Genomic DNA, 23,688 nt, shown 5'->3' on the forward strand with positions numbered 1-23,688 from the left:
CCTTCCATGATCCCCGGGGGTTTGGATCGGGCAAAGACTAGCCGATGAACGGAGCCGAACTCAATCACTCTGAATCACATTCGCTTGATGCTCCCGCAAGACTCGACGGGTCGTTCGCTATGGATGCAGCGCGCGGGGATTGAAGCCGGCTTTATCGGTCGGGCGACAATGGCGGGCCGTTCGGCCCGCCATTGCTCATTGGGATGGCGAGTCGACGGGCCCGTCCGGGCCTATCTCTTTCGCAATCACTTGTGACCGGCATACATCATCAGGTTGGCGCAGAATTCGGCGTGAGGCTTGCTCATCGCCGCGTCCTGGCACTCCTTCATCATCATGTCCTGCTTGTCCTTGGCCATCGCAGCCCAGGCCGCCTTGAAATCGGCCTCCGGCTTCATGGTCTTCATGCCGGCATCGGTGAAGAACGGCGCCATGTTGTCCGGTTCGTCGAGAGCACCGGCCAATGCGGCGCCGCTGACCATGGAGAGAGCAAGTGCCCCGAGGAAGATGGTCTTGATGTTCATCGGTTGGTTCCTTCCCTGATGTTTAACGAGCGCCAGAATGGCGGTCGCTACCCCCAGTACGGAGCCGGAAGGCCCTATGTTTCTTCCCGCTGGCACATCACGCGACCGTGATCGCGTCAAAAACGATTCCTCTCTTGCCTCTCCGAGGCGCACGATTCTCCAAAAAAGGAGGCCCGGAAGATGTTTCCGGGCCTCAATGCGTGAGCACCTTTCGGAGCGTCACGACGGGATTCTTCTGAAGCGCCGGCGGGAGGATGCCGGCGCCGGATGTCGATAGCCTTACGGCACCACTTCGCCGTGCTGGCTGATGTCGAGGCCTTCGATCTCTTCCTGGGTGCTCGGACGCAGGCCGACCAGCGCCTTGACGATGTAGAGGATCACGAAGGTCGCGATCGCCGTCCACAGGATGGTGAAGACGATACCGTAGATCTGGGTGCCGACCGAGGCGCCCTTGCCGAGCGCGTTGATCTCCGGATCGGCCAGCGCGCCGGTGAGCAGCGCGCCGACGATGCCGCCGACGCCGTGCACGCCGAAGGCATCGAGCGAGTCGTCATAGCCGAGCATGTGCTTCACCTTGACCGCCGAGATGTAGCAGACGACGCCGGCGACGATGCCGATGATGAAGGCGCCGGTCGGATTGACGAAACCGGAAGCCGGCGTCACCGCGACGAGGCCGGCGACGGCGCCCGAGATGATGCCGAGCACGCTGGGCTTCTTGGCGATGATCCATTCGGCGAACATCCAGGCGAGCGCCGCAGCCGCGGTGGCGACCTGGGTGTTCAGCATCGCCGCGCCGGCGAGGCCGTCGGCAGCCAGTTCCGAACCGGCGTTGAAGCCGAACCAGCCGACCCACAGCAGCGAAGCGCCGATGACCGAGTAGACGAGGTTGTGCGGCGCCATGTTGGCGGTGCCGTAGCCCTCGCGCTTGCCGAGCACCAACGCGCAGACGAGACCCGCGACACCGGCGTTGATGTGGACGACCGTGCCGCCAGCGAAGTCGAGAACGCCTGCCGTGCCAAGGAAGCCGCCGCCCCACACCCAGTGCGCGATCGGCGCATAGACGAACACCAGCCACAGGCCCATGAAAATGAGCAGCGCCGAGAATTTCATGCGTTCGGCGAAGGCGCCGGCGATCAGCGCCGGGGTGATGATGGCGAAGGTCAGCTGGAACATCGAGAAGACGAATTCAGGGATGTTCGCCACGCCGGGCAGCCACAGTGTCGAGGTGGTGATGCCGTGGTGGAAGAACTTGGAGAAGCCGCCGACATAGGCGTTCGTGCTGCCGCCGTCGGAGAAGGCCAGCGAGTAGCCGAACATGAACCACAGCACCGTCACCAGGCAGGTGATGGCGAAGCTCTGCATGATGGTGGCGAGCACGTTCTTCTTGCGCACCATGCCGCCGTAGAACAGCGCCAGGCCCGGAATGGTCATCATCAGCACCAGCGCCGTCGAGGTCAGCATCCAGGCGGTGTTGCCGGTATCGAGCACCGGCGTCGGCGCAGCTGCCGGCGCTGCGGCGGCGGCTGCCGGAGCCGCTTCCTGCGCGAAGGCGGCAACCGTGCCCAGGGCTGTCAGGGCGAGCGCGCCGAGCGCGGCCGCGCGCCCCGTCGTCTTCAAGGTGGAAGGAATATTCATTGAACTCTCCGTTGGAATGGGTGATCGCCGCTCAGAGCGCGTCGGTGTCTGTTTCGCCGGTGCGGATGCGCACCGCCTGGTCGATGCCGAAGACGAAGATCTTGCCATCGCCGATCTGACCGGTCTTGGCTGCCGACGTGATGGCTTCGACGGCCTTGTCGACCGTGTCGGCACCGACCGCGACCTCGATCTTGATCTTGGGCAGGAAGCTGACCGCGTATTCCGCGCCGCGATAGATTTCCGTATGTCCCTTCTGACGCCCGTAGCCTTTGACTTCGGTGACGGTCAGGCCCTGGATGCCGACTGCGGTGAGCGCTTCGCGCACCTCATCGAGCTTGAACGGCTTGATGATTGCCATCACGATTTTCATAAGGTTTCACCCTTTGCTGTTGCGGTCCCCCGCGTTTGCACACCTTCACCGATCCCAATGAGAGCCGGTAAGTGCCCACAAGGATTCAAGCTCCGTGCCAATTGCCGAAGCAGCCCGTTAACCTGTTGCAAACAAAGAGATTGGAGAGGCCGGCGACGTCAGCTGTCGAGCGGCGCGGCAAGACAGATGATTAAAAAATAGGCAAATTTTCAAAAATGCCCATTCGGCAGGCTTGAACCGGAAGCCGGCTATTGCTCAACGTTTCAGCCGGATCAGCCCTTCCTGGGCGACCGAGGCGATCAGCGTGCCGTCGCGGGCAAACAGCGAGCCGCGCGTGAAGCCGCGCGAGCCTTGCGTGGAGGGGCTGTCCTGCGTGTAGAGGATCCAGTCGTCGAGCGCGTGGCTGCGATGGAACCACATGGCGTGGTCGAGGCTCGCCGCCTGGATGTCGCGGTCGAAAATGGCGCGGCCATGCGCGAAAGTCGAGGTGTCGAGCAGCGTCATGTCGGAAAGATAGGCGAGCACCGCGGCCTGGCTTGCGCGATCGGCCGGCACCGGGCCGGTGGTGCGGATCCAGATGTTCTGCTTCGGCTCCAGCTTTTCCCGGCTGGTATAGTGCTTCAGCATCACCGGCTTCATCTCGATCGGCCGGTCGCGCTCCCAGTAGCGCTTGATGCCGTCGGGGACCGCCTCGCCGAACTTGCCGAGCAGTTCGCGCTGGCTCAGCAGATTGTCAGGCGCCGGCACGTCCTGCGGCATCGGCACCTGGTGCTCGAGGCCGATCTCGTCCTGCTGGAAGGAGGCCTCCAGCGAGAAGATCGCCTGGCCGTGCTGGATCGCCACGACGCGGCGGGTGGTGAAGGAGCCGCCGTCGCGGATGCGGTCGACCTCGTAGATGATCGGCACCTTGGTGTCGCCCGGCCGCATGAAATAGCCATGCAGCGAGTGCACGTGGCGCTCGGGCTCGACCGTGCGCTGGGCGGCGACCAGCGCCTGCGCGATGGTCTGGCCGCCGAAGACGCGCTGCCAGTCGAGCTTGGGGCTGCGACCACGGTACAGATTGTGTTCGAGCTGCTCGAGGTCGAGAATGTCGAGAAGCTCGTCCATGGCCGCCGTCATGTTTCGCGCTCCAGCCGCAAAAGATGTTATGGCGGTTTCGGACAGGAAGGGCGGGCAGTCAAGGCCAGGCGCTCCAGAGCCGCGAAAGGAACTTGCCAATGGTTGACCGTAAGGCAGATGCGGGATCGAGGGCCTCGCTCGACGTGCTCGTCGCCGGCGCCGGCTATGTCGGCCTGGCCAGCGCGGTTTCGCTGAAACAGGCGCGTCCAAGCCTCGCCGTCGCCGTCGTCGATGCCGCGCCCGCCGGCGTCTGGCAAAAGGATGGCCGCGCCTCGGCGATTGCCGCCGCTGCCTGCCGCATGCTGGAGCAGCTCGGCGTCTGGAGCGAGATCGCGCCGCAGGCGCAGGCGATCACCGAGATGATCATCACCGATTCGCGCGCCGCCGATCCGGTGCGGCCGGTATTCCTGACCTTCGACGGCGAAGTGGCGCCTGGCGAGCCCTTTGCCCATATGGTCGCCAACCGGGACCTGAACGGCGCGTTGCGCCGGCGCGCCGAAAAACTCGGCATCGACATCATCGAGGGCCTCGCCGTCAGCGCCTTCGAGACCGACGGCGCCGGCATCACCGTGCATCTGGCCGACGGGGCGACGCTGAAGGCGCGGCTGCTGATCGCCGCCGACGGCGTCAACTCGAAGCTGCGCGAGATGGCCGGCATCAAGACGGTGAAGTGGGAATATGGCCAATCCGGCATCGTCTGCACGGTGGCGCATGAGCGGCCGCACAATGGCCGCGCCGAAGAGCATTTCCTGCCCGCCGGCCCCTTCGCCACGCTGCCGCTGAAGCCCGACAAGGACGGCCGCAACCGCTCCTCGATCGTCTGGGTCGAACGCTCGGAGGATGCGCAAAAGCTGGTCGAGGGCGACGACCTCGTTTTCGAGCACGAGCTGGAGCTGCGTTTCAGCCTCAAGCTCGGCGAGATCCACGTCGCCGACAAGCCGCGCGCCTGGCCGCTCGGGCTGACCCTTGCCCGCGCCTTCGTCGCATCCCGCATCGCGCTTGCCGGCGACGCCGCCCACGGCATCCATCCGATTGCCGGCCAGGGCCTCAACCTCGGCTTCAAGGATGTGGCGGCACTGGCCGAGGTGGTGGTCGAGGCCGACCGGCTCGGCCAGGATATCGGCGCGCTCGACGTGCTCGAGCGCTACCAGCAATGGCGCCGCTTCGACACCGTCCAGATGGGCGTCACCACCGACGTGCTGAACCGGCTGTTCTCCAACGACGTCGGCCCGCTGCGTGCGGCACGCGACATCGGCCTCGGCCTCGTCGAGCGCATGCCGAAGCTGAAGGACTTCTTCATCCGCCAGGCCTCGGGCCTGTCCGGCGACACGCCGAGGCTGTTGAAGGGCGAGGCGATCTGAAGCGAACCGCGCTGTGTCTTTGTCTTGGCCCATGCCCTTGCCCAAGCGGCTGCACACCATGGCGGAATGCATTGCTGGTGCCAAATGGCGTCGATCGCCGGCGCTCCTTTCCAGCGCGCGTCTGACACCGGCCGGCTACATATGATATCCTTGGTCGATCCATCCTCGACCGAAGCAGGGGCGCTTCATTGGACGACTGGAGAATCGGAAATATCCGGGTAACCAGAATTCTGGAGATGTGCGACCCACTGCGGACGCCGTCGGAATGGTTCCCCGACTGCACCGACGAAGCACTCGAACCGCATCTTCATTGGCTCACGCCTCGATCGATATCGCCGGCAACCGGGCGGATTATTCTTCCCATCCAGAGTTTTCTGGTTCGTACCGGGCGCCACACCATCCTGGTCGACGGTTGCGTTGGCAACGACAAGACAATCGCGGATTTCCCGCATTGGCACCGCCGCAATGACGGCACGTTCTTGCAGCGGTTGGCGAATGCAGGTGTCGCTCCCGAGCAGATCGACTTTGTGCTGTGCACCCATCTTCATGTCGATCATTGCGGCTGGAACACTCGATTGGTGGACGGTCGCTGGATACCGACATTCCCCAACGCCCGCTACATCATGGCGCGGCGTGAGTTCGAGGCCGCACAGGCGGCCTCTGGCGATGCCACACGGACCTATGAGGACAATGTGCTGCCAATCGTCGAGGCTGGTCGGGCGGTGTTTGTCGACATGGACCATGAACTCGACAAGGAAGTGCGGCTGGAGCCGACGCCCGGCCACACCCTGGGACACGTTGCCATCGGACTGAGATCTCTCGGCATAGGGGCGGTGTTCTCCGGCGATCTCATGCACTGGCCGATGCAGTGCATATACCCCGACTGGAACTTTCGGTACGACGCAGACCCCGACCAGGCGCGCCGGACGCGCTGGGCATTCCTGGAGGCTTGCTCGGAAAGCGGACGCATCGTCATGACATCGCATTTTCCCTTGCCGTCGGTGGGAACCATCTCGCGACGCCACTCATCGTTCTGGTTCGAGGAGCATTTGCCGCGGTGACGACAAGGAACGGCCGGCCAGCTGGCGTCAATTGACCTCGAAGCCGAGCTTCTGCCGCAGCCGCAAAATTCGCTGGTCCGGTATCTTCAGGCTCTGCTCGCCGCCCTTTGCGACACGATTGAGCATCTGCAGCAGATCTTCCCGCTCGTGCGGGTCGAGGCGCTCGCGCAGGAACGGCGCCAGCTTGTCGATGACGATCGTGGTGTCATCAATCTGCGCCGCTGCCCACTTGGCGTAGACGACGGCCTCGTCGGTCTTCTTCTGGCCATCCGAAATCCCCGAAATCACTTCGCGGATGACGGCTTCGCGCTGCGGCAGGATGGGGCCCTGTTCCGACACGATGGCGGTGATCAGCGTCGCCGCCGCCACCACCGGATTGTCGATCGCCGTCAGCGGCGACAGCGCAGCCTGCTTGCGCAGCTTCTTGCGGCGGATGTTGCCCTGAACGCGGCCGACGACGTCGGCGACCTCGCGCGCGGCCTCGTTCATGGCCTTCATCCGGTACCACCAGAACGCGGCCGCTCCCAACACGCCAAGGATAGCAAGCAGGAAAGGCATGTCGAAATCCCCCCGGAAAACTCCGGCGACAATAAGAGAACTGCGCCGTTGCTTCAACACGCTAGAATTGCGACCGGTGCAGAGGGAGAGGTATTCCCTGCAAGCATCCGCACACCGATCGAATGTCCTGGCTTTCGGTCGCTCACCCGCAAGGCAAACGATGCAGCCTCTTGCGGACGACGCCGCAGTTTGGTTGACGCGCGCTGCAAGAAATTTCACATAATGATATTTCGTGCAATGCCATTGACACGCAACAAATCCCGCAATATTCAATGTTGCCAGAGATTTCATGTGCTGAAATTTCTTGCAGAGCTGACACGACGAGGCTTTCATCGTCGGGGAACCCGGAGGAGAGAATGAACAGGATTGGGCTGGCGGGCGCATTGAGCGCCGCCGTGATGACGCTGACCTTGGCGATGCCAGGCGCCGCGTCGGCAGAGAGCAAGTTTCAGTGCAAGCCGGACGAGACCTATGTGATGAACGTCATGGTCTCCGCGCATCCCTATTGGGTGCCGGTCTATCAGGGCTTCAAGCAGGCGGCCCAGGCGATGGGCTGCAAGACCGTGTTTTCGGGCACGCCTGACTACGACATCGCCAAGCAGATCGCCTCATTCGAACAGGATCTGATCAAGAAGCCGGCCGGCGTGCTGCTGCACCCGATGCAGGCCGATCCGTTCATCGAGCCGATCAACCGCGCCGTCGAGAACGGCACCACCGTCGTCACCTTCGCCGCCGACTCGCCGAAATCCAAGCGCGTGTCCTACATCACCTCGGACAATCTGGCGGAAGCCAAATTCGCCGCCGAGGAGATCGTCAAGCAGGTCGGCGACGACGCCGAATATGGCGTGCTGGAGAATCCGGGGCAGAGCAACCACGACCTGCGCGTCACCGCCTTCATCGACTATCTCGCTAAGAACTATCCGAAGATGAAGCTGGTCGGCCGCCAGGCCTCCAACCAGGACGCCAATGTCGCCAACAAGGCGGTGGCCTCGATGCTGCAGGCCAATCCGAACCTGAAGGCGCTGTGGATTCCCGAAGCCGGCTCGGCCGAGGGCGCGGTCGCCGCCGTCCTCGAGGCCAAGGCCAAGGTGCTGATCATGCATGCCGACATCACCCCGGCGACGCTGGAGCAGATCAAGGCCGGCAACATCCACATGGCGCTGAGCCCCAACCAGGGCATGCAGGGCTATCTCGGCTTCGTCGCCACCTTCATGGCGGCGCATCCGGAACTGATCGACCCGTTCAACGACTACAAGACGTCGGGCTACAACCCGATGAGCATCCCCTTCGCCGATAACGGCTTCGCCGTCATTACCAAGGAGAACGCCGACTCGTTCGACCTGAACAAATACATGCAAGGCCGCGATCCAAGCTGATCCGTCCCGCGGGCAGCCGCGCCGACCGGCGCGGTTGCCTCAACCATTCCTGAGCAGGCGAGAATCTCAGTGGAAACCCCGGTCCTCCTCAAAATATCCGGCCTCAGCAAATCGTTCGGCCCTGTCCGTGCCTTGCGCGATGTCGGATTCGAGCTGCGCGCCGGTGAAATCCACGCCATTGCCGGCGAGAACGGCGCCGGCAAGTCGACGCTGATGAAGGTGATCGACGGCATCTTGGCGCCGGACAGCGGCGACATCCAGGTCGATGGCCGCTCTGTCTCCATCCCTTCGCCGCTGGCGGCGCAGAAGCTTGGCATCGGCTTTGTGCACCAGGAGATCGCGCTGTGCCCCGATATCTCGGTGGCCGAGAACATCTTCATGTCGCTCACCAACGCCAGCAAGGCGCTGCTGATGAACTACCGCGACCTCGAGAAGCGCGCGACGGCGATCCTGGCGCGGCTTGGCAACATCGATCCGGCCGCGACGGTACGCAACCTGTCCATTTCCCAGCAGCAACTGGTCGAGATCGCCAAGGCGCTGACGCTCGATTGCCGCATCCTCATCTTCGACGAACCGACGGCGGCGCTGACCGAGCGCGAGGCGCAAAAGCTGTTCGAGATCATTCACCAGCTTGCCGGCGAAGGCATCGGCATCATCTACATCTCGCACCGCATGGCCGAGATCTTCGACAATTGCGACCGCGTCACGGTGCTGCGCGACGGCCGCTACATCACCACGCTCGAGATTGCAGAGACGACTCCCGAACAAGTAGTCGCCTCCATGGTCGGCCGCGTCATCGACAGCCTCTACCCCGAGAAGCTGCGCGACGACGAAAGGTCCGAAGACATACTGCTCGAGATTGCCGGTCTCTGCGAGGCGACTGCCTTCCGCGATATCAGCTTTCAATTGCGCAAGGGCGAGATCCTGGGCATTGGCGGCCTGATCGGCGCCGGCCGCAGCGAGATCGTCAAGGGCATCTGCCGGCTCGAAGGCGAGGTGACCGGCGATGTCATCCTGCGCGGCAAGCGCCTGTCGCTGACCCATTACGGCGACAGCATCGCCGCGGGCATCGTCTACCTGTCAGAGGACCGCAAGGGTGACGGGCTGTTCCTCGACATGTCGATCGCCGCCAACATCTCCGCGCTCGCGGTCGACAGGATCGCCACGCGCTCCGGCCTCATCAACGAGCGGCGCGAGAAGCAGCGAGCGGAAGCGATCGGCAAGCAGCTGTCGCTGAAATGCGGCCATGTCGGTCAGCCGGTTTCGACGCTGTCGGGCGGCAACCAGCAGAAGGTGGCGATCGCCAAGATGCTGTCGGTCGACCCGAAGGTGATCTTCCTCGACGAACCGACGCGCGGCGTCGACGTCGGCGCCAAGGCCGAAATTCATCGCATCCTGCGCAGGCTGGCGCGCGATGGCGTCGGCATCGTGGTCATCTCCTCCGAGCTGCCGGAACTGATCGGTATCTGCGACCGGGTGCTGATCGTGCGCGAGGGACGCATCACCGGCGAAGTCGCGGGGGCTGAGATGACGGAAGAAAACATCATGGTCCTGGCATCGCTTGCCGATGAAGGCCGGCAACGGAGCGCGGCATGAGCATCGTGGGGGACAGTATGGATAGCACGACGCAAGCTGCCCGGATGGGGCTCGGCGCAAGGTTCGGCGGCCTGATCAGGATGCGTGAGACCGGCCTGATCCTCATCATCGCCGTGCTGTTTGGCGTCATGTCGTTCGCATCGCCCTATTTCCTGACCTGGGACAATATGCGGGCGATGGCGATGGCCTTCGCCGTGGAAGGCATCGTCGTGGTCGGCATGACGATCCTGCTGATTTCCGGCGGCATCGACCTGTCGGTCGGTTCGGTCACCGCGCTCGCCATGGTGGTCGCCGGCCTGCTTTTCCTCAACGGGATGGACCCTTGGCTGGCGTCGCTGGTCGCGATAGCGGCGTGCGCTGCCATCGGCGCCTTCATGGGATTCTTCGTCACCAGAGTGGGGCTGCACCATTTCATCGTCTCGCTGGCGGTGATGGTGATTGCACGCGGGCTCTGCCTGCTCGGCACCGGCGGCCGCCCGCTGGGGCTCTACACTCTGCCGCCTGAGTTCAAGTTCATCGGCCAGGGCGCGGTCGGCGGCATTCCGGTCGTCATCATCATCTTCATCGTCTTTGTCATCCTGTCCGACTTCATGCTGCGCCGCACGACGATGTTCCGCAAAGTCTTCTACACCGGCAGCAACGAGAAGGCGGCGGCCTACTCCGGCATCCGCACCAGGAAAGTCGTGTTCCTGACCACGACGCTGTGCTCGACATTGTGCGGCTTTGCCGGCGTCATCTACATGGCCCGCTTCGGCTCGGCCCAGCCGACATTCGGCGCCGGCATGGAGCTGAACGTCATCGCCGCCGCGGTGATCGGCGGCGCCAGCCTGACCGGCGGCATCGGCACCATTCTCGGCGCCATCCTCGGCACCGTCCTTTTGTCCGTCGTTTCAAGCTCGCTCGCCCTGCTCGACGTGTCCGTCTATTGGCAGGACATCATCCGCGGGTCCATTCTGCTGACGGCGGTCACCGCCGATTATTACTTCAACAAGCGGCGGGGCTGAGATGGCGGACAGCAGGGAAGATTTCGAGACGATCCGGCAGATCCACACTGTGCTGGTGCTGCATTTCGTCGACGGCATGAAGCAGAACGACATCGCCGCGGCGCTCAACCTGTCGGCGTCCAAGGTCAATCGGCTGATCGCCCAGGGGCGCAAGCTCGGCATGCTGAGGATCGCCGTCGAGAGCCCGTTCCAGGCCCTGGTCGATATCGAAAAGCAGCTGATCGAAATTGCCCGCCTGGCAGGAGCGATCGTGACGCCGACCGTGGCCGGCAGTCCCGAAAGCACGCTGCAGCAGGTGGGGCGCGCGGCGGCCAACCAGTTGCTCGAGACCTTGCGCGACGGCGACGTCATCGCCATTACCGGCGGCAAGGCGATCAGCGCCCTCGCCGAGAACCTGCAGCCGGAGCGCGCCTTCGACGTCACCGTCGTGCCGCTGACCGGCGGCGTCCAGGGCAAGCACTATACCGACGTCAACCATCTGGCGACGCGCCTCGCCGAGCGGCTCGGCGGTTCCAGCATGCTCCTGCATGCGCCGTTGTTCGCCGAGAGCCGGGAGCAGCGCGACCTGCTTCTGGAGATGGCGTCGGTGCGCGAGATCTTCGACCTGGCGCGCAAGGCGGCGATCGCGCTGGTCGGCATCGGCTCGATCCAGACGCCTGGGTCGAGCTACTACGACCTTCGCCCAGGCCTCGACCCCGACCGCGAAAAGCTGGCCGCCAGCGGCGCGGTCGGCGAGTTCCTTGCGCATCTGATCCGCGATGACGGCACGCTGGCGGATTACCCGCCCAACGACCGCCTGGTGGCGCTGGCGCCTTCGGAACTCGCTCGCTGCCGGACGGTGATGGGCGTCGCCAGCGGCGCCGAAAAGGTCGGGCCGATCCGCGCCGCGCTACGCGGCAATTATCTCAAGTCTCTGGTCGTCGACGAAGAAACGGCCAACGCAGTCCTGAACAATGCGGGGAGCCTACGCAATGTCGCCTGAAATGTTGACGCGCACCATTGGCGCGTCGGGAATCTCCGCCTCCGCGATCGGCCTCGGCACCTGGGCCATCGGCGGCTGGATGTGGGGCGGCACCGACGAGGCGCAGTCCATCGATACCATACGCGCCTCGATCGACGAAGGCGTTTCGCTGATCGACACCGCGCCGGCCTACGGCCAGGGCCTGTCGGAGGAAATCGTCGGCAAGGCGATCAAGGGACGCCGCGGCGAGGTCGTGCTGGCCACCAAGCTCGGACTGATCTGGCACGCAAAAAAGGGCAATCACTTCTTCGACTATGACGGCGCGCCGGTGCATCGCTATCTCGGCGCCGACTCCGTGGTCTACGAAGTGGAGCAGAGCCTGCGTCGTCTCGGCACCGACCACATCGACCACTATATTACCCACTGGCAGGATTCGACGACGCCGGTCGCCGAGACCATGGAAGCGCTCGATCGCCTCAAGACCCAAGGCAAGATCCGCTCCATCGGCGCCAGCAATGTCGGGGTTGCGGATGTCGAAGCCTATCTCGCCGCCGGCCAGCTCGACGCGGTCCAGCAGCAATACAGCATGGTGGTGCGCGACATGGAGCGCGACCTGCTGCCTTTCTGCGCGGACAACAATGTGTCCGTGCTCAGCTACTCCTCGCTGGCGCTTGGCTTGTTGTCGGGCAGGATCGGTCCGGACCGCGTCTTTACCGGCGATGACCAGCGCAAGGACAATCCGTGGTTCTCGCAGGCCAACCGCCGCAAGGTCGCGACGCTGATGGAAGAGATACGGCCGATTGCCGAGGCACACGGCGCGAGCGAGGCGCAGATCGTCATCGCCTGGACGCTGCAGCAGCCGGGCATCACCTTCTCGCTTTGCGGCGCCCGCAGCCCGCAGCAGGCCAGGGAGAACGCGCAGGCCGGCCGCATCAGATTGTCCGGACAGGAGATCAGCCAGATCAGCGAGGCCGCCAGCCGCCATCTGACAAGTCTCGACGCCTGACCGCCACCTGTGAATCCGAAACAAATCGAGCTGCCGTCCGCCGGACGGCCGAACGGCGAAGCCATGCCTGACCAGAGAAGCCTCATCCTCGACAAGATCCGCCACAATGGCGCGTTCGATGTCGTCGTCGTGGGCGGCGGCATCAACGGCATCGGCGTTTTCCGCGAGCTGGCGCTGCAGGGCCTCAAGGTGCTGCTGGTCGAGCGCAGCGATTTCTGCTCGGGCTGCAGCGCGGCCCCTTCGCGCATGATCCACGGCGGTCTGCGCTATCTCGAGAATGGCGAGTTCGGCCTGGTGCAGGAATCGTTGCGCGAGCGCGATGCGCTGCTGGCCAACGCGCCGCACATGGTGCGGCCATTGCCGACGACGATTCCGATCCGCACCGTCTTCTCCGGTCTGATGAACGGCGCGGCCGGTTTTCTCGGGCTTTCCGAGGCGCCTTCCAGTCGCGGCGCGCTGGCGATCAAGGCGGGGCTCGCGCTCTACGACTGGACGACGCGCAAGCGCCGGGTGCTGCCGCGCCACAAGTTCCGCGGCGCCAGGACGACATTCGCGCAATGGCCTGCGCTCGACCCGAAACTGCGCTTTTCCGCCACCTATTACGACGCCTGGATCAGCTATCCGGAACGGCTTGGCATCGAACTGCTGCTCGATGCCGGACGCCTGGCGCCCGACAGCCTCGCGCTCAACCGCGCCCAGATCACGCGCGCCGGTTCGGCCTTCGAACTTACCGACATGACGACCGACGAGCGCTTCCCTGTCAGCGCCAAGGCAATCGTCAACGCGACGGGCGCATGGATCGATTCGGCGATCGCCCGGCTCGACGCATCCGAAAAGCCTTTGGCACCGCTGGTCGAGGGCACCAAGGGCTCGCACCTCATCCTCGACAACGAGCCGCTTTACCAGGCCCTTGGCGGCCACATGATTTTCTTCGAGAACGCCGACGGCCGAATCTGCATCATGTTTCCCTATCTCGGCAAGGTGCTGGTCGGATCGACCGATATTCGCGTCAGCGAGGCCAGCCGCGTGCGCTGCGAACCGGCGGAAGCCGATTACATTCTGGCGGCGGCGCGGCTGGTCTTTCCGGCTATTCCGGTTCACGCCTCCGACGTCGTGTTCACCTATAGCGGCATCCGGCCGCTGCCGAAGAGCGACCATGCCTTCACCGGCAGGATCTCGCGCGGCCATTCCGTGCATCGCATTGCCGGCGACATCCCGCAGTTCTGCATGATCGGCGGCAAATGGACGACCTTCCGCGCCTTCGCCGAACAGGCGGCCGACGCAGTGCTGGCCGAGCTTGGGCGCGAACGCCTTTGCGGCACGCTGACCATGCCGATCGGCGGCGGCCTCGGCTTTCCCGGGGATCCGGCGTCGCTGGCGGCCGATCTGGCTGGCGAGTTCGCGCTCAGCGGCGACCGCGCCGCCTATCTTGTCGACCGCTACGGCAGCGGCGCGCGCGACATCGCCCTGTTTTGCGTCGGGCGTCCCGACGATATCAGGCTGGACGGCAGGACCGAAACGACGGCAGCCGAAATCGTCTACCTGATCCGGCATGAGTTCGTGACCTGCCTGTCCGACCTTGTCCTGCGCCGCACATCGCTTGCCATTTGCGGCGACATCTCGATGGCGACCATCGAACGCATCGCCGACGCACTCGCCGCCGAACGCGGCTGGAGCGATCGGCAGCGCGTCGGCGAGGTGCAAAGCCTGGTTGTCGAACTCGACACCTATCACGGCGTCTCGCAGGAGATGCTCGACCAACGCACGATTTCAGGAGCAGAAGATGAAGGTCAGCGCCAAGGCCCGCATGAACCGGATGTTCACCAACGGCAATTGCCTCGACGTGGCGCTCGATCACGGCGTCTGCAATGAACCGGGTTTTCTCGTCGGCCTGGAGGACATGCCGCGCGTCATCGACACGCTGGTCGCGGCAGGACCGGACGCGCTGCAGCTCGCCTACGGGCAGGCCGATTTGCTGCAATCGCGACCGGATAAGAACAAGCCGGCGCTGGTCATGCGCATCGACATGGGCAATCCCTACAATGTCCAGCGCCACCGCGTGATGTGGTCGATGCTGCAGAACCATGACGAGCCGATCATCGGCGCGCTGGAGATGGATGCGGCCTGCGTCGTCGTCAACCTGTTCATGCTGCCTGACGAGCCGGAGCTGTTTCGCCAATGCGTCGAAAACATCAGCAAGGTCCGCGCCGCCTGCCACAGATACGGCATGCCCTTGATGATCGAGCCGCTGGTGATGCTGCCCAACGATGTGCGCGGCGGCTATCAGGTCGACGGCGACGCCGAGAAGATCGTCACCCTGGTGCGGCTCGCCGCCGAAATGGGCGCCGACATCATCAAGGCCGATCCGACCGACCGGCCTGAGGATTTCCACCGCGTCGTCGAGGCGGCGCGCGTGCCGGTGCTGGTGCGCGGCGGCGGCAAGGACGACCTCAGGACGGTGCTGGCAAAATCGTCGGCCCTGCTCAGACAAGGCGCCAAGGGGCTGGTCTATGGCCGCAACATCTATCAGCATGCCAACCCGAAGGCGGTGGTCAACGCGCTGATGGCGATGATCCACACGGACGCCGGCGGCGAAGAGGCCTGGGATATCTACAACAATGGCTGATCAGGCCGCATATCTGCTCGGTCTCGACGCCGGCAACACCATCATCAAGGCAGTGCTGTTCGACCTCGCCGGGCGGCAGGTCGCCATGCACACCGTCGCCGGGCGCTCGCACACGCCGCAGCCCGGCTATGTCGAACGCGACCTCGGCGATATGTGGGCCGCTGCGCGCGACGCCATCCGCCGCTGCATTGCGCAGGCTGGTATCGACGCGCGCCAGATCGCCGCTGTCGGCTGCGCCGGCCATGGCAACGGCCTCTATCTGATCGACCGCGCCGGCGCCCCGCTGATCGGCATCCAGTCGCTCGACACCCGCGCCGCCGGCATGGCGGCGGAGCTGGCTTCGCGCAACGCCGGGGCCCTGCACGCGATCTGCCTGCAAAAGCCCTGGCCGGCGCAGACGCCAACCTTGCTGGCCTGGGTCAAGCAGCATGAGCCCGACCTTTATGCCGCGACCGGCACGGCGCTGCTGTGCAAGGATTTCATCGCCTTTTGCCTCACCGGAGAGCAGGTGAGCGATGTCTCCGACATGTCCGGCTGCGGCCTCGTCCGCATGCCCGAAGGCGTCTATGATGCCGAGCTTCTGGCGCTCTACGGCATCGAGGACGCGCAGGCAAAACTGCCGCGGCTGCTCGACAGCGCCGACATTGCCGGCACGGTCACCGCCAGCGCGGCCGAAGAGACCGGGCTGGCAGAAGGCACGCCGGTCATCGCCGGCTATTTCGATGTCGTCGCCAGCGCCATGGGGGCCGGCGTCGTGCGCCCCGGCGAAGCCTCGATCATCGCCGGCACCTGGTCGGTCAACCAGGTTTTCTCCACCGCGCCGGTTGTCGATCCCGATGTTTTCATGGTGGCGCGGTTCGGCCCCGGACGCTTCGTCAACATCGAATCCAGCGCGACATCGGCCGCCAATCTTGAATGGTACGTGCGTGAATTCGTCGAGCGCGGCAGCCACCTCGGCGATCCGTTCGGCCATTGCAACGCGGCTGTCGGCGAAGTAACGCCGGCCTGGGACGACCCGATTTTCCACCCGTTCCTCTACGGCTCGGGCCAGAGCGCCGAGTTCCGCGCCGGCTTCTACGGGCTGGCCGGCTGGCACAGCGAAGGCCATCTGCTGCGCGCGCTGTTCGAAGGCGTGATGTTCGAGCACCGGCGCCACATCGATGTGTTGAAAGACGCCGGCGTCGGCTTCGACAAGGCGGTGCTGTCCGGCGGCGGCTCACGCAGCGAGCACTGGCCGCAAATCTTCGCCGACGGGCTCGGCGTGCCGATCACCGTTCCTGAAGCCCGCGAGACCGGCGCGCTTGGCGCGGCGATTGGCGCCGGCGTGGCGATCGGACTGTTCGCCGACTATGAGTCCGGCGTCGACGCCATGACCCGTCCGCGCGCCGCCTACCGTCCGGATCCGGCCATGCAGCGTCACTATGCCAGGCGTTATCGCGCCTATTGCGGCCTCGCCGATACGCTGCGATCGTTCTGGACCGAACAGGCCGCAGGACCAGGCAGAGCAGCAGAATGACCCCAAGGCTGGACGGCGACTACGACTACATCATCGTCGGCGCGGGTACCGCCGGCTGCGTGCTGGCCAACCGCCTGAGCGAAGATCCGGCGACGCGCGTGCTGCTGCTCGAGGCCGGCGGCAGCGACAATTACCACTGGGTGCACATTCCTGTCGGTTATCTCTATTGCATCGGCAATCCGCGCACCGACTGGATGATGAAGACGGCGCCGGAGGCAGGCCTGAACGGCCGCTCGCTGGTCTATCCCAGGGGCAAGGTGCTGGGCGGCTGCACATCGGTCAATGGCATGATCTACATGCGTGGCCAGGCTGCGGACTATGATGGCTGGCGGCAGATGGGCAATGTCGGCTGGGGCTGGGACGACGTACTGCCCTATTTCCTCAAATCCGAAGACCATCATGGCGGCAAGACCAGGCTGCATGGTTCCGGCGGCGAATGGAAAGTGGCGCGGCAACGCCTGTCTTGGCCGATCCTGAACACGGTGCAGGAAGCGGCGAAGGAATTCGGCATCATGCCGCGCGAGGATTTCAACGACGGCGACAATGAGGGTTCCGGCTTCTTCGAGGTGAACCAGAGCAGGGGCGTGCGCTGGAACACCGCCAAGGCATTCCTGCGCCCGGCGCTGCGGCGGCCCAACCTGCGGCTGGTCGCCAAGGCGCATGTCGAGAAGGTGCTGTTCGAGGGCAAGCGGGCTACCGGGGTCAGCTACCTCGCAGGCGGCGAGGCACGCCAGGCCAGCGCCGGACGAGAGGTGTTGCTGACGGCCGGCGCGATCAACACGCCGAAACTGCTGGAGCTTTCCGGTGTCGGCCAGCCGGATCGCCTCGCCTCGCTCGACATCGATCTGGTTCACGCCAGCCCCGATGTCGGTGAGAACCTGCAGGACCACCTGCAGATCCGCACCGTCTACAAAGTGTCGTCGGCGCTGACGCTCAACACCCTTGCCAACAGCCTGACCGGCAAGGCGCGGATCGCGCTGCAATATGCCTTTGCCCGGTCGGGGCCGATGTCGATGGCGCCAAGCCAGTTCGGCATGTTCAGCAAATCCGATCCGTCGATGGCGACGCCGGACCTGGAATACCACGTCCAGCCCTTGTCGACGGACCGGCTGGGCGACCCGCTGCACCCGTTCCCGGCGATCACCATGTCGGTCTGCAATTTGCGGCCCGACAGCATCGGCTCCGTACATGCCACGACACCTGAATTGGCCGTGCAGCCGGAAATCCGGCTGAACTACCTCTCCACGGTGCGCGACCGCGAGATCGCGCTGCGCTCGGTGCGCCAGGCGCGCAAGATCATGACCGCAAAGGCGCTTGCCGACTTCCATCCGGAGGAAATCCTGCCCGGTCTCGCCCACCAGTCCGACGACGACCTGCTGCACGAGATCGGCTCGATCGCGACGACGATCTTTCATCCGGTCGGCACCTGCCGAATGGGCGTCGACGACCGCGCCGTCGTCAGTCCCGACCTGTGCGTGACCGGTGTCGAGGGTCTGCGCGTCATCGACGCCTCGATCATGCCGCGCATCGTCTCCGGCAACACCGCCTCGCCCGTGGTGATGATCGCCGAGAAGGCGGCGGACATGATCCGCCGACCTGCATGAACCAGCGGCGACCGGCTATGAGCCCGGTATGTCGTAGATCGCCCTGACCTCGATGGTGCCGAGTTCGGCCAGCGGAATGTCGCCGGCGATCTCCAGCGCCTCGTCGAGGGTCTCGGCCTCGATCATGACGAAGCCGAGCAACTGCTCCTTGGTCTCGGCGAACGGGCCGTCGGTGACCAGTCTTTTCCCGTGGCGCCGCCGCACGCTCTTCGACGTCTTCACCGATTGCAGCGCCTGCGCGATGATCAGCTTGCCTTGTTGATCCAACGATCTGTCATAGGCCAGCGAATCGGCGTCTAGCTTGGCCGATCCTTCTGGGGTCAGCGCATACAGGCTCTGTTCCTCGCCATAGACCAGGCAGACATATCTCATTCCGATCTCCCGTGTTGTGATGGACCATAGGATGCGGTGATGATGGTGTCAGCCGCGCCTCCGAACGCCGCCGCATGATCGAGAAGGCATGCCGCGATGCCGATGATGGCGACCGCCGCCAGCAGCCGGCCGAAGCCGGAGGGCGGCGGATCGAGCCAATAGTCTTCCTGTCGCCCGGCCTTGCGCCCAGGGCATTTCCACAGCGCGAAAAACAGATTGTCCATGTGAGCCTCCATCCGGCCGCGAAATCCGTGGCCGCCCGCAGGACGGTCGAGCCCGATGGAAGTCGACATTTTTGCGCGCGCTTTTTTTAAAAGAGGATTTTTTGGACGCCGGCGCTCCAAGAGCGCGGTGGCCTTCGCGCGTGCCCGCGCTATAGTTCGGGAGAACCCCGGCGCTCCGCCGGCGCAACCCCGACGATCAAGGAGGATTTCATGGACCGCACCGCGAACGCCGTCTGGAAAGGCAATCTGAAGGAAGGCAAGGGCACGCTCGACAGCCAGAGCGGGGCGCTTAAAGGTACGCCCTATTCGTTCAAGGCGCGCTTCGAGGACGAGAGCGGCAAATCCGGCACCAACCCGGAGGAGCTCATCGCCGCCGCGCATGCCGGCTGCTACGCCATGCAGTTCTCGCACTTCCTCGCCGAGAACGGCACGCCCGCCACCGAACTCGACGCCAAGGCGGTGGTGACGCTGGTGCCCGGCACCGGCATCACCGGCAGCGCTCTCACCGTCGTCGGCAAGGTGCCGGGCATCGACGCGGCAAAGTTCAAGGAGCTGGCCGAGAAGGCCAAGGCCGAATGCCCGGTCTCGAAAGCGCTCGGCGCCATCAAGGTTTCGCTCGACGCGAAGCTGGGGTGATTGGGGTTTTCGTTTGAGGGGCAGCGATCCTTCGCCCCCCTCTCTGCCCGGCCGGGCATCTCCCCCCTCAAGGGGGGAGATCAGATGTCGCGCAGGGTTTCGCCAATCGCCGACGTTGTAAGGGGAGTGTCGTCGCTGGAGCTGCCAATCTCCCCCCTTGAGGGGGAGATGTCCGGCAGGACAGAGAGGGGGGCCTCGCGACAAGGTATCTGATTGGCTACCCGCCCAGCGCCTCGATCTTCGCCCGCAAAGCCGCGACCTCTTCTTCTAGCGCCCGCACCCTGGCCTCTAGATCGGCATCCGACGCTGACGCAGCCGGCTGCCACGGCGCCGCCGCGACCGCCGCCACGTCCACCGGCCCTGCGAGCAGATGCACATAGCGGTCCTCGCGCTGGCCTGGCCCGCGCGGTATCTCCTGAACGAGCGGCGGCCGCCGGCCGATCAGCATGTCGAGTTCACCGCGCAAATCCTCGATCGACGAAAACCGCGCCATGCGCTCGCTTCGCGCCAACAGCTCATATGCAGTCTGCGGCCCGCGCAACAGGAGCAGCCCGACCAAGGCGGTCTGCGGCGTGGTCAGCGAGAATCGCTGCGCCATCTGATGCTCATAGCGCTCCACGCGCGAACCGAACATCTGCCGTACCAGCCCCTTCTGCTCAAGCAGCTTCAGGGCCCGGTGCACCTCGGTCTGTTCCAGCGCCATCACCGGCTCGCGCGCCGTCTTCTGGTTGGCGGCGGCAAGCGCGGCATTGAGCGTCAGCGGATAGACATCCGGCGTTAACTCCTTCTTCTCGATCAGGCAGCCGAGCACGCGCGCTTCGGCGGGAGAGAGGATGGGAAGGTCTTCGCTCATTGCATGCTATCCTTTCTGACGCTGGCGGGACAACGCCCCCCTGTCCTGCCGGACATCTCCCCCACCTGGGGGGAGATCAGCAGCTTCGCCGACCGCGCTTCATCCTTCAACCTTGGAGATAGGCGAAAGCCCTCATGACAGCCAATCTCCCCACCCGTGGGGGTGATGTCCGGCAGGACAGAGGGGGGCGCGAAGGATCGCCGCGTTTGAGGTTCTCGTGGGTTATCCCGCCAAGGCTAAACCCGCCGCTCCACCATCATCTTCTTGATCTCGGCGATCGCCTTGGCGGGATTGAGCCCCTTGGGGCAGGTCTGCGCGCAGTTCATGATGGTGTGGCAGCGATAGAGCCGGAACGGGTCCTCGAGATTGTCGAGCCGCTCGCCCTTGGCCTCGTCGCGGCTGTCGATCAGCCAGCGATAGGCCTGCAAGAGCACCGCCGGGCCGAGATAGCGGTCGCCGTTCCACCAGTAGCTCGGGCAGGACGTCGAGCAGCAGGCGCACAGGATGCATTCGTAGAGCCCGTCGAGCTTCTCGCGGTCCTCATGGCTCTGCAGCCATTCCTTGGCCGGCTCCGGCGACACCGTCTTCAGCCACGGCTCGATCGAGGCGTGCTGGGCATAGAAATTGGTGAGGTCGGGAACCAGGTCCTTGATCACCGGCATATGCGGCAGCGGATAGACTTTCACCGCGCCGGAAATGTCGTCGCAGCCCTTGGTGCAGGCGAGCGTGTTGGAGCCGTCGATGTTCATGGCGCAGGAGCCGCAAATGCCTTCGCGGCAGGAGCGGCGCAGCGTCAGCGTCGGGTCGATCTTGTTCTTGATGTAGAGCAGCGCGTCGAGCACCATCGGGCCGCAATCGTCCATGTCGACGAAATAGGTGTCCATGCGCGGGTTCTCGTCATCGTCCGGCGACCAGCGGTAGATGCGGTATTCGCGAAGATTGGTGGCGCCCTCCGGCTTCGGCCAGGTCTTGCCCTGCTGAACTTTCGAATTCTTGGGAAGCGTGAGTTCGACCATTACCTGCGGTCCTTTCGGATGACGAGCTTCAGCCCGGACCAGATTTCATTCACGGCCGCGACCTTGACGTCGACCAGGTCGCGCTTCAGCGCCTCGGCGCGGATGACGTCCTCGGTGACGTCGGTCGCCACTTTCGACGCCTTCTTCGGCCATGAAACCCAGACCATGCCATCGCGCTTGATCGCCGTCTCGATGAGGGCCAAGCCGTCCTCGATCTCGGCGCGCTGCCGGGTGAAGGCATGCACGGCATCGTATTTCTGGCGACCAGAAATTTCCGACCAGTCGGCCAGCCGGTCGATCGCAGCAAAGTCCACGGCTCCGGCAAGATCATCCAGCTCCGGCGGCAGCGCGATGAAGGCGGCGACCATGCCGTCCTTCAGGCCGAGCTTGGCCGGAAGCGGGGTGCCGGAATATCCCGTTGCCGCCAGCGCCATCGTCAGTACACCCTGGCTTTCGGCGCAATCTTGGCGAGGCTGATGCCGCCGTCCTTTTCGGCCAGCAGCGGCTCGGTGTGCACCGGACGATAGGTCAGCGTCACCTTGCCGTCCTCGCCGAGATGGGCCAGCGTGTGCTTGCGCCAGGTGGCGTCGTCGCGGGTCGAGAAGTCCTCCCGGGCGTGCGCGCCGCGGCTCTCCTTGCGCGCCTCGGCGCCGTAGACCGTGGTGATGGCGTTTGCCATCAGGTTTTCCAGCTCCAGCGTCTCGACCAGGTCCGAATTCCAGATCATCGAGCGGTCGAACACTTTTATGTCCTTGAGCTCGCCCCAGATCTGCGAAATCCGCTTGCAGCCGTTCTCCAACGATTCCTGCGTGCGGAACACCGCCGCGTCTTCCTGCATCGCCTTCTGCATCTTTTCGCGAAGCACCGCCGTCGGCGTCGAGCCGTTGGCGTGGCGAAGCCGGTCGAAGCGGTCCATGATCTTCTCGACCGAGGCTTCGTTCGGCGACGGGATCGCCGACTTGCGGTCGATCACCTGGCCGGCGCGGATCGCCGCGGCGCGGCCGAACACGACGAGATCGATCAGCGAGTTGGAACCCAGCCGGTTGGCGCCGTGCACCGAGGCGCAGCCGGCCTCGCCGACCGCCATCAGCCCTGGCGACACCTTGTCCGGACTCGCGGCTGTCGGGTTCAACACCTCGCCCCAGTAGTTGGTCGGCACGCCGCCCATATTGTAGTGCACCGTCGGCAGCACCGGGATCGGATCCTTGGTGAGGTCGACGCCGGCGAAGATCTTCGCCGACTCCGAGATGCCGGGCAGCCGCTCGTGCAGCACCGCCGGATCGAGATGGTCGAGATGCAGGAAGATGTGGTCCTTGTTCTTGCCGACGCCGCGCCCCTCGCGGATCTCCAGCGTCATGCAGCGCGAGACGACGTCGCGCGAGGCGAGGTCCTTGGCCGACGGCGCGTAACGCTCCATGAAGCGCTCACCCTCGGAATTGACGAGGTAGCCGCCTTCGCCGCGCGCACCCTCGGTAATCAGGCAGCCGGCGCCATAGATGCCGGTCGGGTGGAACTGCACGAACTCCATGTCCTGCAGCGGCAGCCCGGCGCGGGCCGCCATGCCGCCGCCGTCACCGGTGCAGGTATGCGCCGACGTCGCCGAGAAATAGGCGCGACCGTAGCCGCCGGTCGCCAGCACCACCATCTTGGCCGAGAAGCGGTGGATGGTGCCGTCGTCGAGGTTCCACGCGACGACGCCGGTGCAGGTGCCGTTCGGCTCCATGATCAGGTCGAGCGCGAAATACTCGATGAAGAACTGAGCGTTGTTCTTCAACGACTGGCCGTAGAGCGTGTGCAGGATGGCGTGGCCGGTGCGGTCGGCGGCGGCGCAGGTGCGCTGCACCGGCGGGCCGTCGCCGTAGTTCATCATGTGGCCGCCGAACGGCCGCTGGTAGATCTTGCCTTCCTCGGTGCGCGAGAACGGCACGCCGTAATGCTCGAGCTCGTAGACGGCGGCCGGCGCCTCGCGCACCATGTATTCCATGGCGTCGACATCGCCCAGCCAGTCCGAGCCCTTGACGGTGTCGTACATGTGCCACTGCCAGGAATCCGGGCCCATGTTGGAGAGCGAGGCGGCGATGCCGCCTTGCGCCGCCACCGTATGCGAGCGCGTCGGGAACACCTTGGTGATGCAGGCGGTGCGCAGGCCCTGCTCGGCCATGCCGAGCGTGGCGCGCAGGCCGGCGCCGCCGGCGCCGACGATCACCACGTCGAACTTGTGGTCGACGAAAGTGTAGGCGGAATTGGCTGATTTCGCGTCCTTGGCCAAAATG

23 protein-coding genes are annotated in these 23,688 nt (G+C 64.7%); 12 read left to right on the forward strand and 11 right to left on the reverse strand.

What is annotated here, in order from left to right:
- Positions 1 to 245: 245 nt before the first annotated feature.
- From EN857_RS17755 to tesB, 4 genes are all read right to left on the reverse strand, one after another.
- A complete protein-coding gene (locus tag EN857_RS17755) occupies positions 246 to 521 on the reverse strand; it encodes a hypothetical protein (protein ID WP_127283492.1) in 276 nt (91 codons plus the stop codon).
- A 279-nt stretch (positions 522 to 800) separates the two neighbouring features.
- A complete protein-coding gene (locus EN857_RS17760; protein WP_127283491.1) occupies positions 801 to 2,156 on the reverse strand; it encodes an ammonium transporter in 1,356 nt (451 codons plus the stop codon).
- A gap of 31 nt (positions 2,157 to 2,187) precedes the next feature.
- Positions 2,188 to 2,526 (reverse strand): P-II family nitrogen regulator, encoded by a 339-nt coding sequence (locus EN857_RS17765; protein ID WP_127283490.1) that lies wholly within the window; start codon positions 2,524 to 2,526, stop codon positions 2,188 to 2,190.
- A gap of 255 nt (positions 2,527 to 2,781) precedes the next feature.
- Positions 2,782 to 3,645, reverse strand: a complete 864-nt coding sequence (gene tesB / locus EN857_RS17770; protein WP_127309649.1) for an acyl-CoA thioesterase II — start codon at positions 3,643 to 3,645, stop codon at positions 2,782 to 2,784.
- Positions 3,646 to 3,743: 98 nt separating this feature from the next.
- Between tesB and EN857_RS17775 the strand changes: the two genes are divergently transcribed.
- Positions 3,744 to 5,006, forward strand: coding sequence for a ubiquinone biosynthesis hydroxylase (locus EN857_RS17775; protein WP_128345964.1), 1,263 nt, complete (start codon positions 3,744 to 3,746; stop codon positions 5,004 to 5,006).
- A gap of 188 nt (positions 5,007 to 5,194) precedes the next feature.
- Positions 5,195 to 6,067: an MBL fold metallo-hydrolase gene (locus EN857_RS17780; RefSeq protein ID WP_127392934.1), complete on the forward strand. Its 873-nt coding sequence runs from the start codon at positions 5,195 to 5,197 to the stop codon at positions 6,065 to 6,067.
- A gap of 27 nt (positions 6,068 to 6,094) precedes the next feature.
- Here EN857_RS17780 and EN857_RS35790 read toward each other — a convergent pair whose 3' ends face one another.
- Positions 6,095 to 6,916 carry a hypothetical protein gene (locus EN857_RS35790; protein WP_245511336.1) on the reverse strand — a complete coding sequence of 274 codons (822 nt, stop codon included), beginning with the start codon at positions 6,914 to 6,916 and terminating at the stop codon, positions 6,095 to 6,097.
- Positions 6,917 to 6,981: 65 nt separating this feature from the next.
- Here EN857_RS35790 and EN857_RS17790 point away from each other — a divergent pair, with 65 nt between their 5' ends.
- From EN857_RS17790 to EN857_RS17830, 9 genes are all read left to right on the forward strand, one after another.
- A complete protein-coding gene (locus EN857_RS17790) occupies positions 6,982 to 8,001 on the forward strand; it encodes a substrate-binding domain-containing protein (RefSeq protein ID WP_135858947.1) in 1,020 nt (339 codons plus the stop codon).
- A gap of 69 nt (positions 8,002 to 8,070) precedes the next feature.
- On the forward strand, positions 8,071 to 9,597 hold the full coding sequence (locus tag EN857_RS17795) for a sugar ABC transporter ATP-binding protein (RefSeq protein WP_127392936.1): 1,527 nt from the start codon (positions 8,071 to 8,073) through the stop codon (positions 9,595 to 9,597).
- A 44-nt stretch (positions 9,598 to 9,641) separates the two neighbouring features.
- Positions 9,642 to 10,601, forward strand: a complete 960-nt coding sequence (locus EN857_RS17800) for an ABC transporter permease (protein WP_245509051.1) — start codon at positions 9,642 to 9,644, stop codon at positions 10,599 to 10,601.
- A 1-nt stretch (position 10,602) separates the two neighbouring features.
- Entirely contained in the window at positions 10,603 to 11,583 is a 981-nt protein-coding gene (locus tag EN857_RS17805; RefSeq protein WP_127392937.1) for a sugar-binding transcriptional regulator, read from the forward strand.
- Positions 11,573 to 12,568, forward strand: a complete 996-nt coding sequence (locus EN857_RS17810) for an aldo/keto reductase (RefSeq protein ID WP_127392938.1) — start codon at positions 11,573 to 11,575, stop codon at positions 12,566 to 12,568. Before EN857_RS17805 ends, EN857_RS17810 begins: the two co-directional genes overlap by 11 nt.
- Positions 12,569 to 12,631: 63 nt before the next feature.
- Positions 12,632 to 14,440 (forward strand): glycerol-3-phosphate dehydrogenase/oxidase, encoded by a 1,809-nt coding sequence (locus tag EN857_RS17815; protein ID WP_128345963.1) that lies wholly within the window; start codon positions 12,632 to 12,634, stop codon positions 14,438 to 14,440.
- Positions 14,352 to 15,194 (forward strand): class I fructose-bisphosphate aldolase, encoded by an 843-nt coding sequence (locus tag EN857_RS17820; protein WP_127393047.1) that lies wholly within the window; start codon positions 14,352 to 14,354, stop codon positions 15,192 to 15,194. The genes EN857_RS17815 and EN857_RS17820 overlap by 89 nt, the downstream gene beginning before the upstream one ends.
- The gene (locus EN857_RS17825; RefSeq protein WP_127393048.1) at positions 15,187 to 16,710 is read left to right on the forward strand and encodes an FGGY-family carbohydrate kinase; all 1,524 of its coding nucleotides are present in this window, start codon (positions 15,187 to 15,189) and stop codon (positions 16,708 to 16,710) included. The genes EN857_RS17820 and EN857_RS17825 overlap by 8 nt, the downstream gene beginning before the upstream one ends.
- On the forward strand, positions 16,707 to 18,314 hold the full coding sequence (locus tag EN857_RS17830) for a GMC family oxidoreductase N-terminal domain-containing protein (RefSeq protein WP_127393049.1): 1,608 nt from the start codon (positions 16,707 to 16,709) through the stop codon (positions 18,312 to 18,314). The genes EN857_RS17825 and EN857_RS17830 overlap by 4 nt, the downstream gene beginning before the upstream one ends.
- A 15-nt stretch (positions 18,315 to 18,329) precedes the next feature.
- Here the strand turns inward: EN857_RS17830 and EN857_RS17835 are convergent, their stop codons facing one another.
- Together EN857_RS17835 and EN857_RS17840 are read right to left on the reverse strand one after the other, a co-directional pair.
- Entirely contained in the window at positions 18,330 to 18,686 is a 357-nt protein-coding gene (locus EN857_RS17835; protein WP_127393050.1) for a YciI family protein, read from the reverse strand.
- Positions 18,683 to 19,030 (reverse strand): hypothetical protein, encoded by a 348-nt coding sequence (locus tag EN857_RS17840; protein ID WP_245493224.1) that lies wholly within the window; start codon positions 19,028 to 19,030, stop codon positions 18,683 to 18,685. The genes EN857_RS17835 and EN857_RS17840 overlap by 4 nt, the downstream gene beginning before the upstream one ends.
- 90 nt (positions 19,031 to 19,120) lie before the next feature.
- Between EN857_RS17840 and EN857_RS17845 the strand changes: the two genes are divergently transcribed.
- Positions 19,121 to 19,546 carry an OsmC family protein gene (locus tag EN857_RS17845; protein ID WP_127393051.1) on the forward strand — a complete coding sequence of 142 codons (426 nt, stop codon included), beginning with the start codon at positions 19,121 to 19,123 and terminating at the stop codon, positions 19,544 to 19,546.
- A 217-nt stretch (positions 19,547 to 19,763) separates the two neighbouring features.
- On the opposite strand, the gene EN857_RS17855 is transcribed toward EN857_RS17845, so the two are convergent.
- The 4 genes from EN857_RS17855 to sdhA all read right to left on the reverse strand — a co-directional run bounded on the left by EN857_RS17855 (position 19,764) and on the right by sdhA (position 23,684).
- Positions 19,764 to 20,399, reverse strand: coding sequence for a DUF480 domain-containing protein (locus EN857_RS17855; RefSeq protein WP_127393053.1), 636 nt, complete (start codon positions 20,397 to 20,399; stop codon positions 19,764 to 19,766).
- A gap of 236 nt (positions 20,400 to 20,635) precedes the next feature.
- Positions 20,636 to 21,415, reverse strand: a complete 780-nt coding sequence (locus tag EN857_RS17865) for a succinate dehydrogenase iron-sulfur subunit (protein WP_127282067.1) — start codon at positions 21,413 to 21,415, stop codon at positions 20,636 to 20,638.
- On the reverse strand, positions 21,415 to 21,849 hold the full coding sequence (locus tag EN857_RS17870) for a DUF3052 family protein (protein WP_128345962.1): 435 nt from the start codon (positions 21,847 to 21,849) through the stop codon (positions 21,415 to 21,417). The genes EN857_RS17865 and EN857_RS17870 overlap by 1 nt, the downstream gene beginning before the upstream one ends.
- Positions 21,850 to 21,851: 2 nt before the next feature.
- Entirely contained in the window at positions 21,852 to 23,684 is a 1,833-nt protein-coding gene (gene sdhA, locus EN857_RS17875; protein ID WP_127392720.1) for a succinate dehydrogenase flavoprotein subunit, read from the reverse strand.
- Positions 23,685 to 23,688: the final 4 nt, after the last annotated feature.

This window comes from Mesorhizobium sp. M4B.F.Ca.ET.214.01.1.1 (genome assembly GCF_004791545.1).
GTDB classification, from domain to species: domain Bacteria; phylum Pseudomonadota; class Alphaproteobacteria; order Rhizobiales; family Rhizobiaceae; genus Mesorhizobium; species Mesorhizobium abyssinicae.

Bases quoted from the DNA above. Each gene is read 5' to 3' on its own strand.
- EN857_RS17830 (WP_127393049.1), top strand. From the start codon at position 16,707: ATGACCCCAAGGCTGGACGGCGACTACGACTACATCATCGTCGGCGCG.
- EN857_RS17790 (WP_135858947.1), top strand. From the start codon at position 6,982: ATGAACAGGATTGGGCTGGCGGGCGCATTGAGCGCCGCCGTGATGACG.
- EN857_RS17755 (WP_127283492.1), bottom strand. From the start codon at position 521: ATGAACATCAAGACCATCTTCCTCGGGGCACTTGCTCTCTCCATGGTC.
- EN857_RS17815 (WP_128345963.1), top strand. From the start codon at position 12,632: ATGCCTGACCAGAGAAGCCTCATCCTCGACAAGATCCGCCACAATGGC.
- EN857_RS17845 (WP_127393051.1), top strand. From the start codon at position 19,121: ATGGACCGCACCGCGAACGCCGTCTGGAAAGGCAATCTGAAGGAAGGC.
- EN857_RS17775 (WP_128345964.1), top strand. From the start codon at position 3,744: ATGGTTGACCGTAAGGCAGATGCGGGATCGAGGGCCTCGCTCGACGTG.
- EN857_RS17810 (WP_127392938.1), top strand. From the start codon at position 11,573: ATGTCGCCTGAAATGTTGACGCGCACCATTGGCGCGTCGGGAATCTCC.
- EN857_RS17800 (WP_245509051.1), top strand. From the start codon at position 9,642: ATGGGGCTCGGCGCAAGGTTCGGCGGCCTGATCAGGATGCGTGAGACC.
- EN857_RS17760 (WP_127283491.1), bottom strand. From the start codon at position 2,156: ATGAATATTCCTTCCACCTTGAAGACGACGGGGCGCGCGGCCGCGCTC.
- EN857_RS35790 (WP_245511336.1), bottom strand. From the start codon at position 6,916: ATGAAATCTCTGGCAACATTGAATATTGCGGGATTTGTTGCGTGTCAA.
- EN857_RS17805 (WP_127392937.1), top strand. From the start codon at position 10,603: ATGGCGGACAGCAGGGAAGATTTCGAGACGATCCGGCAGATCCACACT.
- EN857_RS17765 (WP_127283490.1), bottom strand. From the start codon at position 2,526: ATGAAAATCGTGATGGCAATCATCAAGCCGTTCAAGCTCGATGAGGTG.
- EN857_RS17825 (WP_127393048.1), top strand. From the start codon at position 15,187: ATGGCTGATCAGGCCGCATATCTGCTCGGTCTCGACGCCGGCAACACC.
- EN857_RS17855 (WP_127393053.1), bottom strand. From the start codon at position 20,399: ATGAGCGAAGACCTTCCCATCCTCTCTCCCGCCGAAGCGCGCGTGCTC.
- EN857_RS17820 (WP_127393047.1), top strand. From the start codon at position 14,352: ATGAAGGTCAGCGCCAAGGCCCGCATGAACCGGATGTTCACCAACGGC.
- tesB (WP_127309649.1), bottom strand. From the start codon at position 3,645: ATGACGGCGGCCATGGACGAGCTTCTCGACATTCTCGACCTCGAGCAG.
- EN857_RS17865 (WP_127282067.1), bottom strand. From the start codon at position 21,415: ATGGTCGAACTCACGCTTCCCAAGAATTCGAAAGTTCAGCAGGGCAAG.
- EN857_RS17870 (WP_128345962.1), bottom strand. From the start codon at position 21,849: ATGGCGCTGGCGGCAACGGGATATTCCGGCACCCCGCTTCCGGCCAAG.
- EN857_RS17835 (WP_127393050.1), bottom strand. From the start codon at position 18,686: ATGAGATATGTCTGCCTGGTCTATGGCGAGGAACAGAGCCTGTATGCG.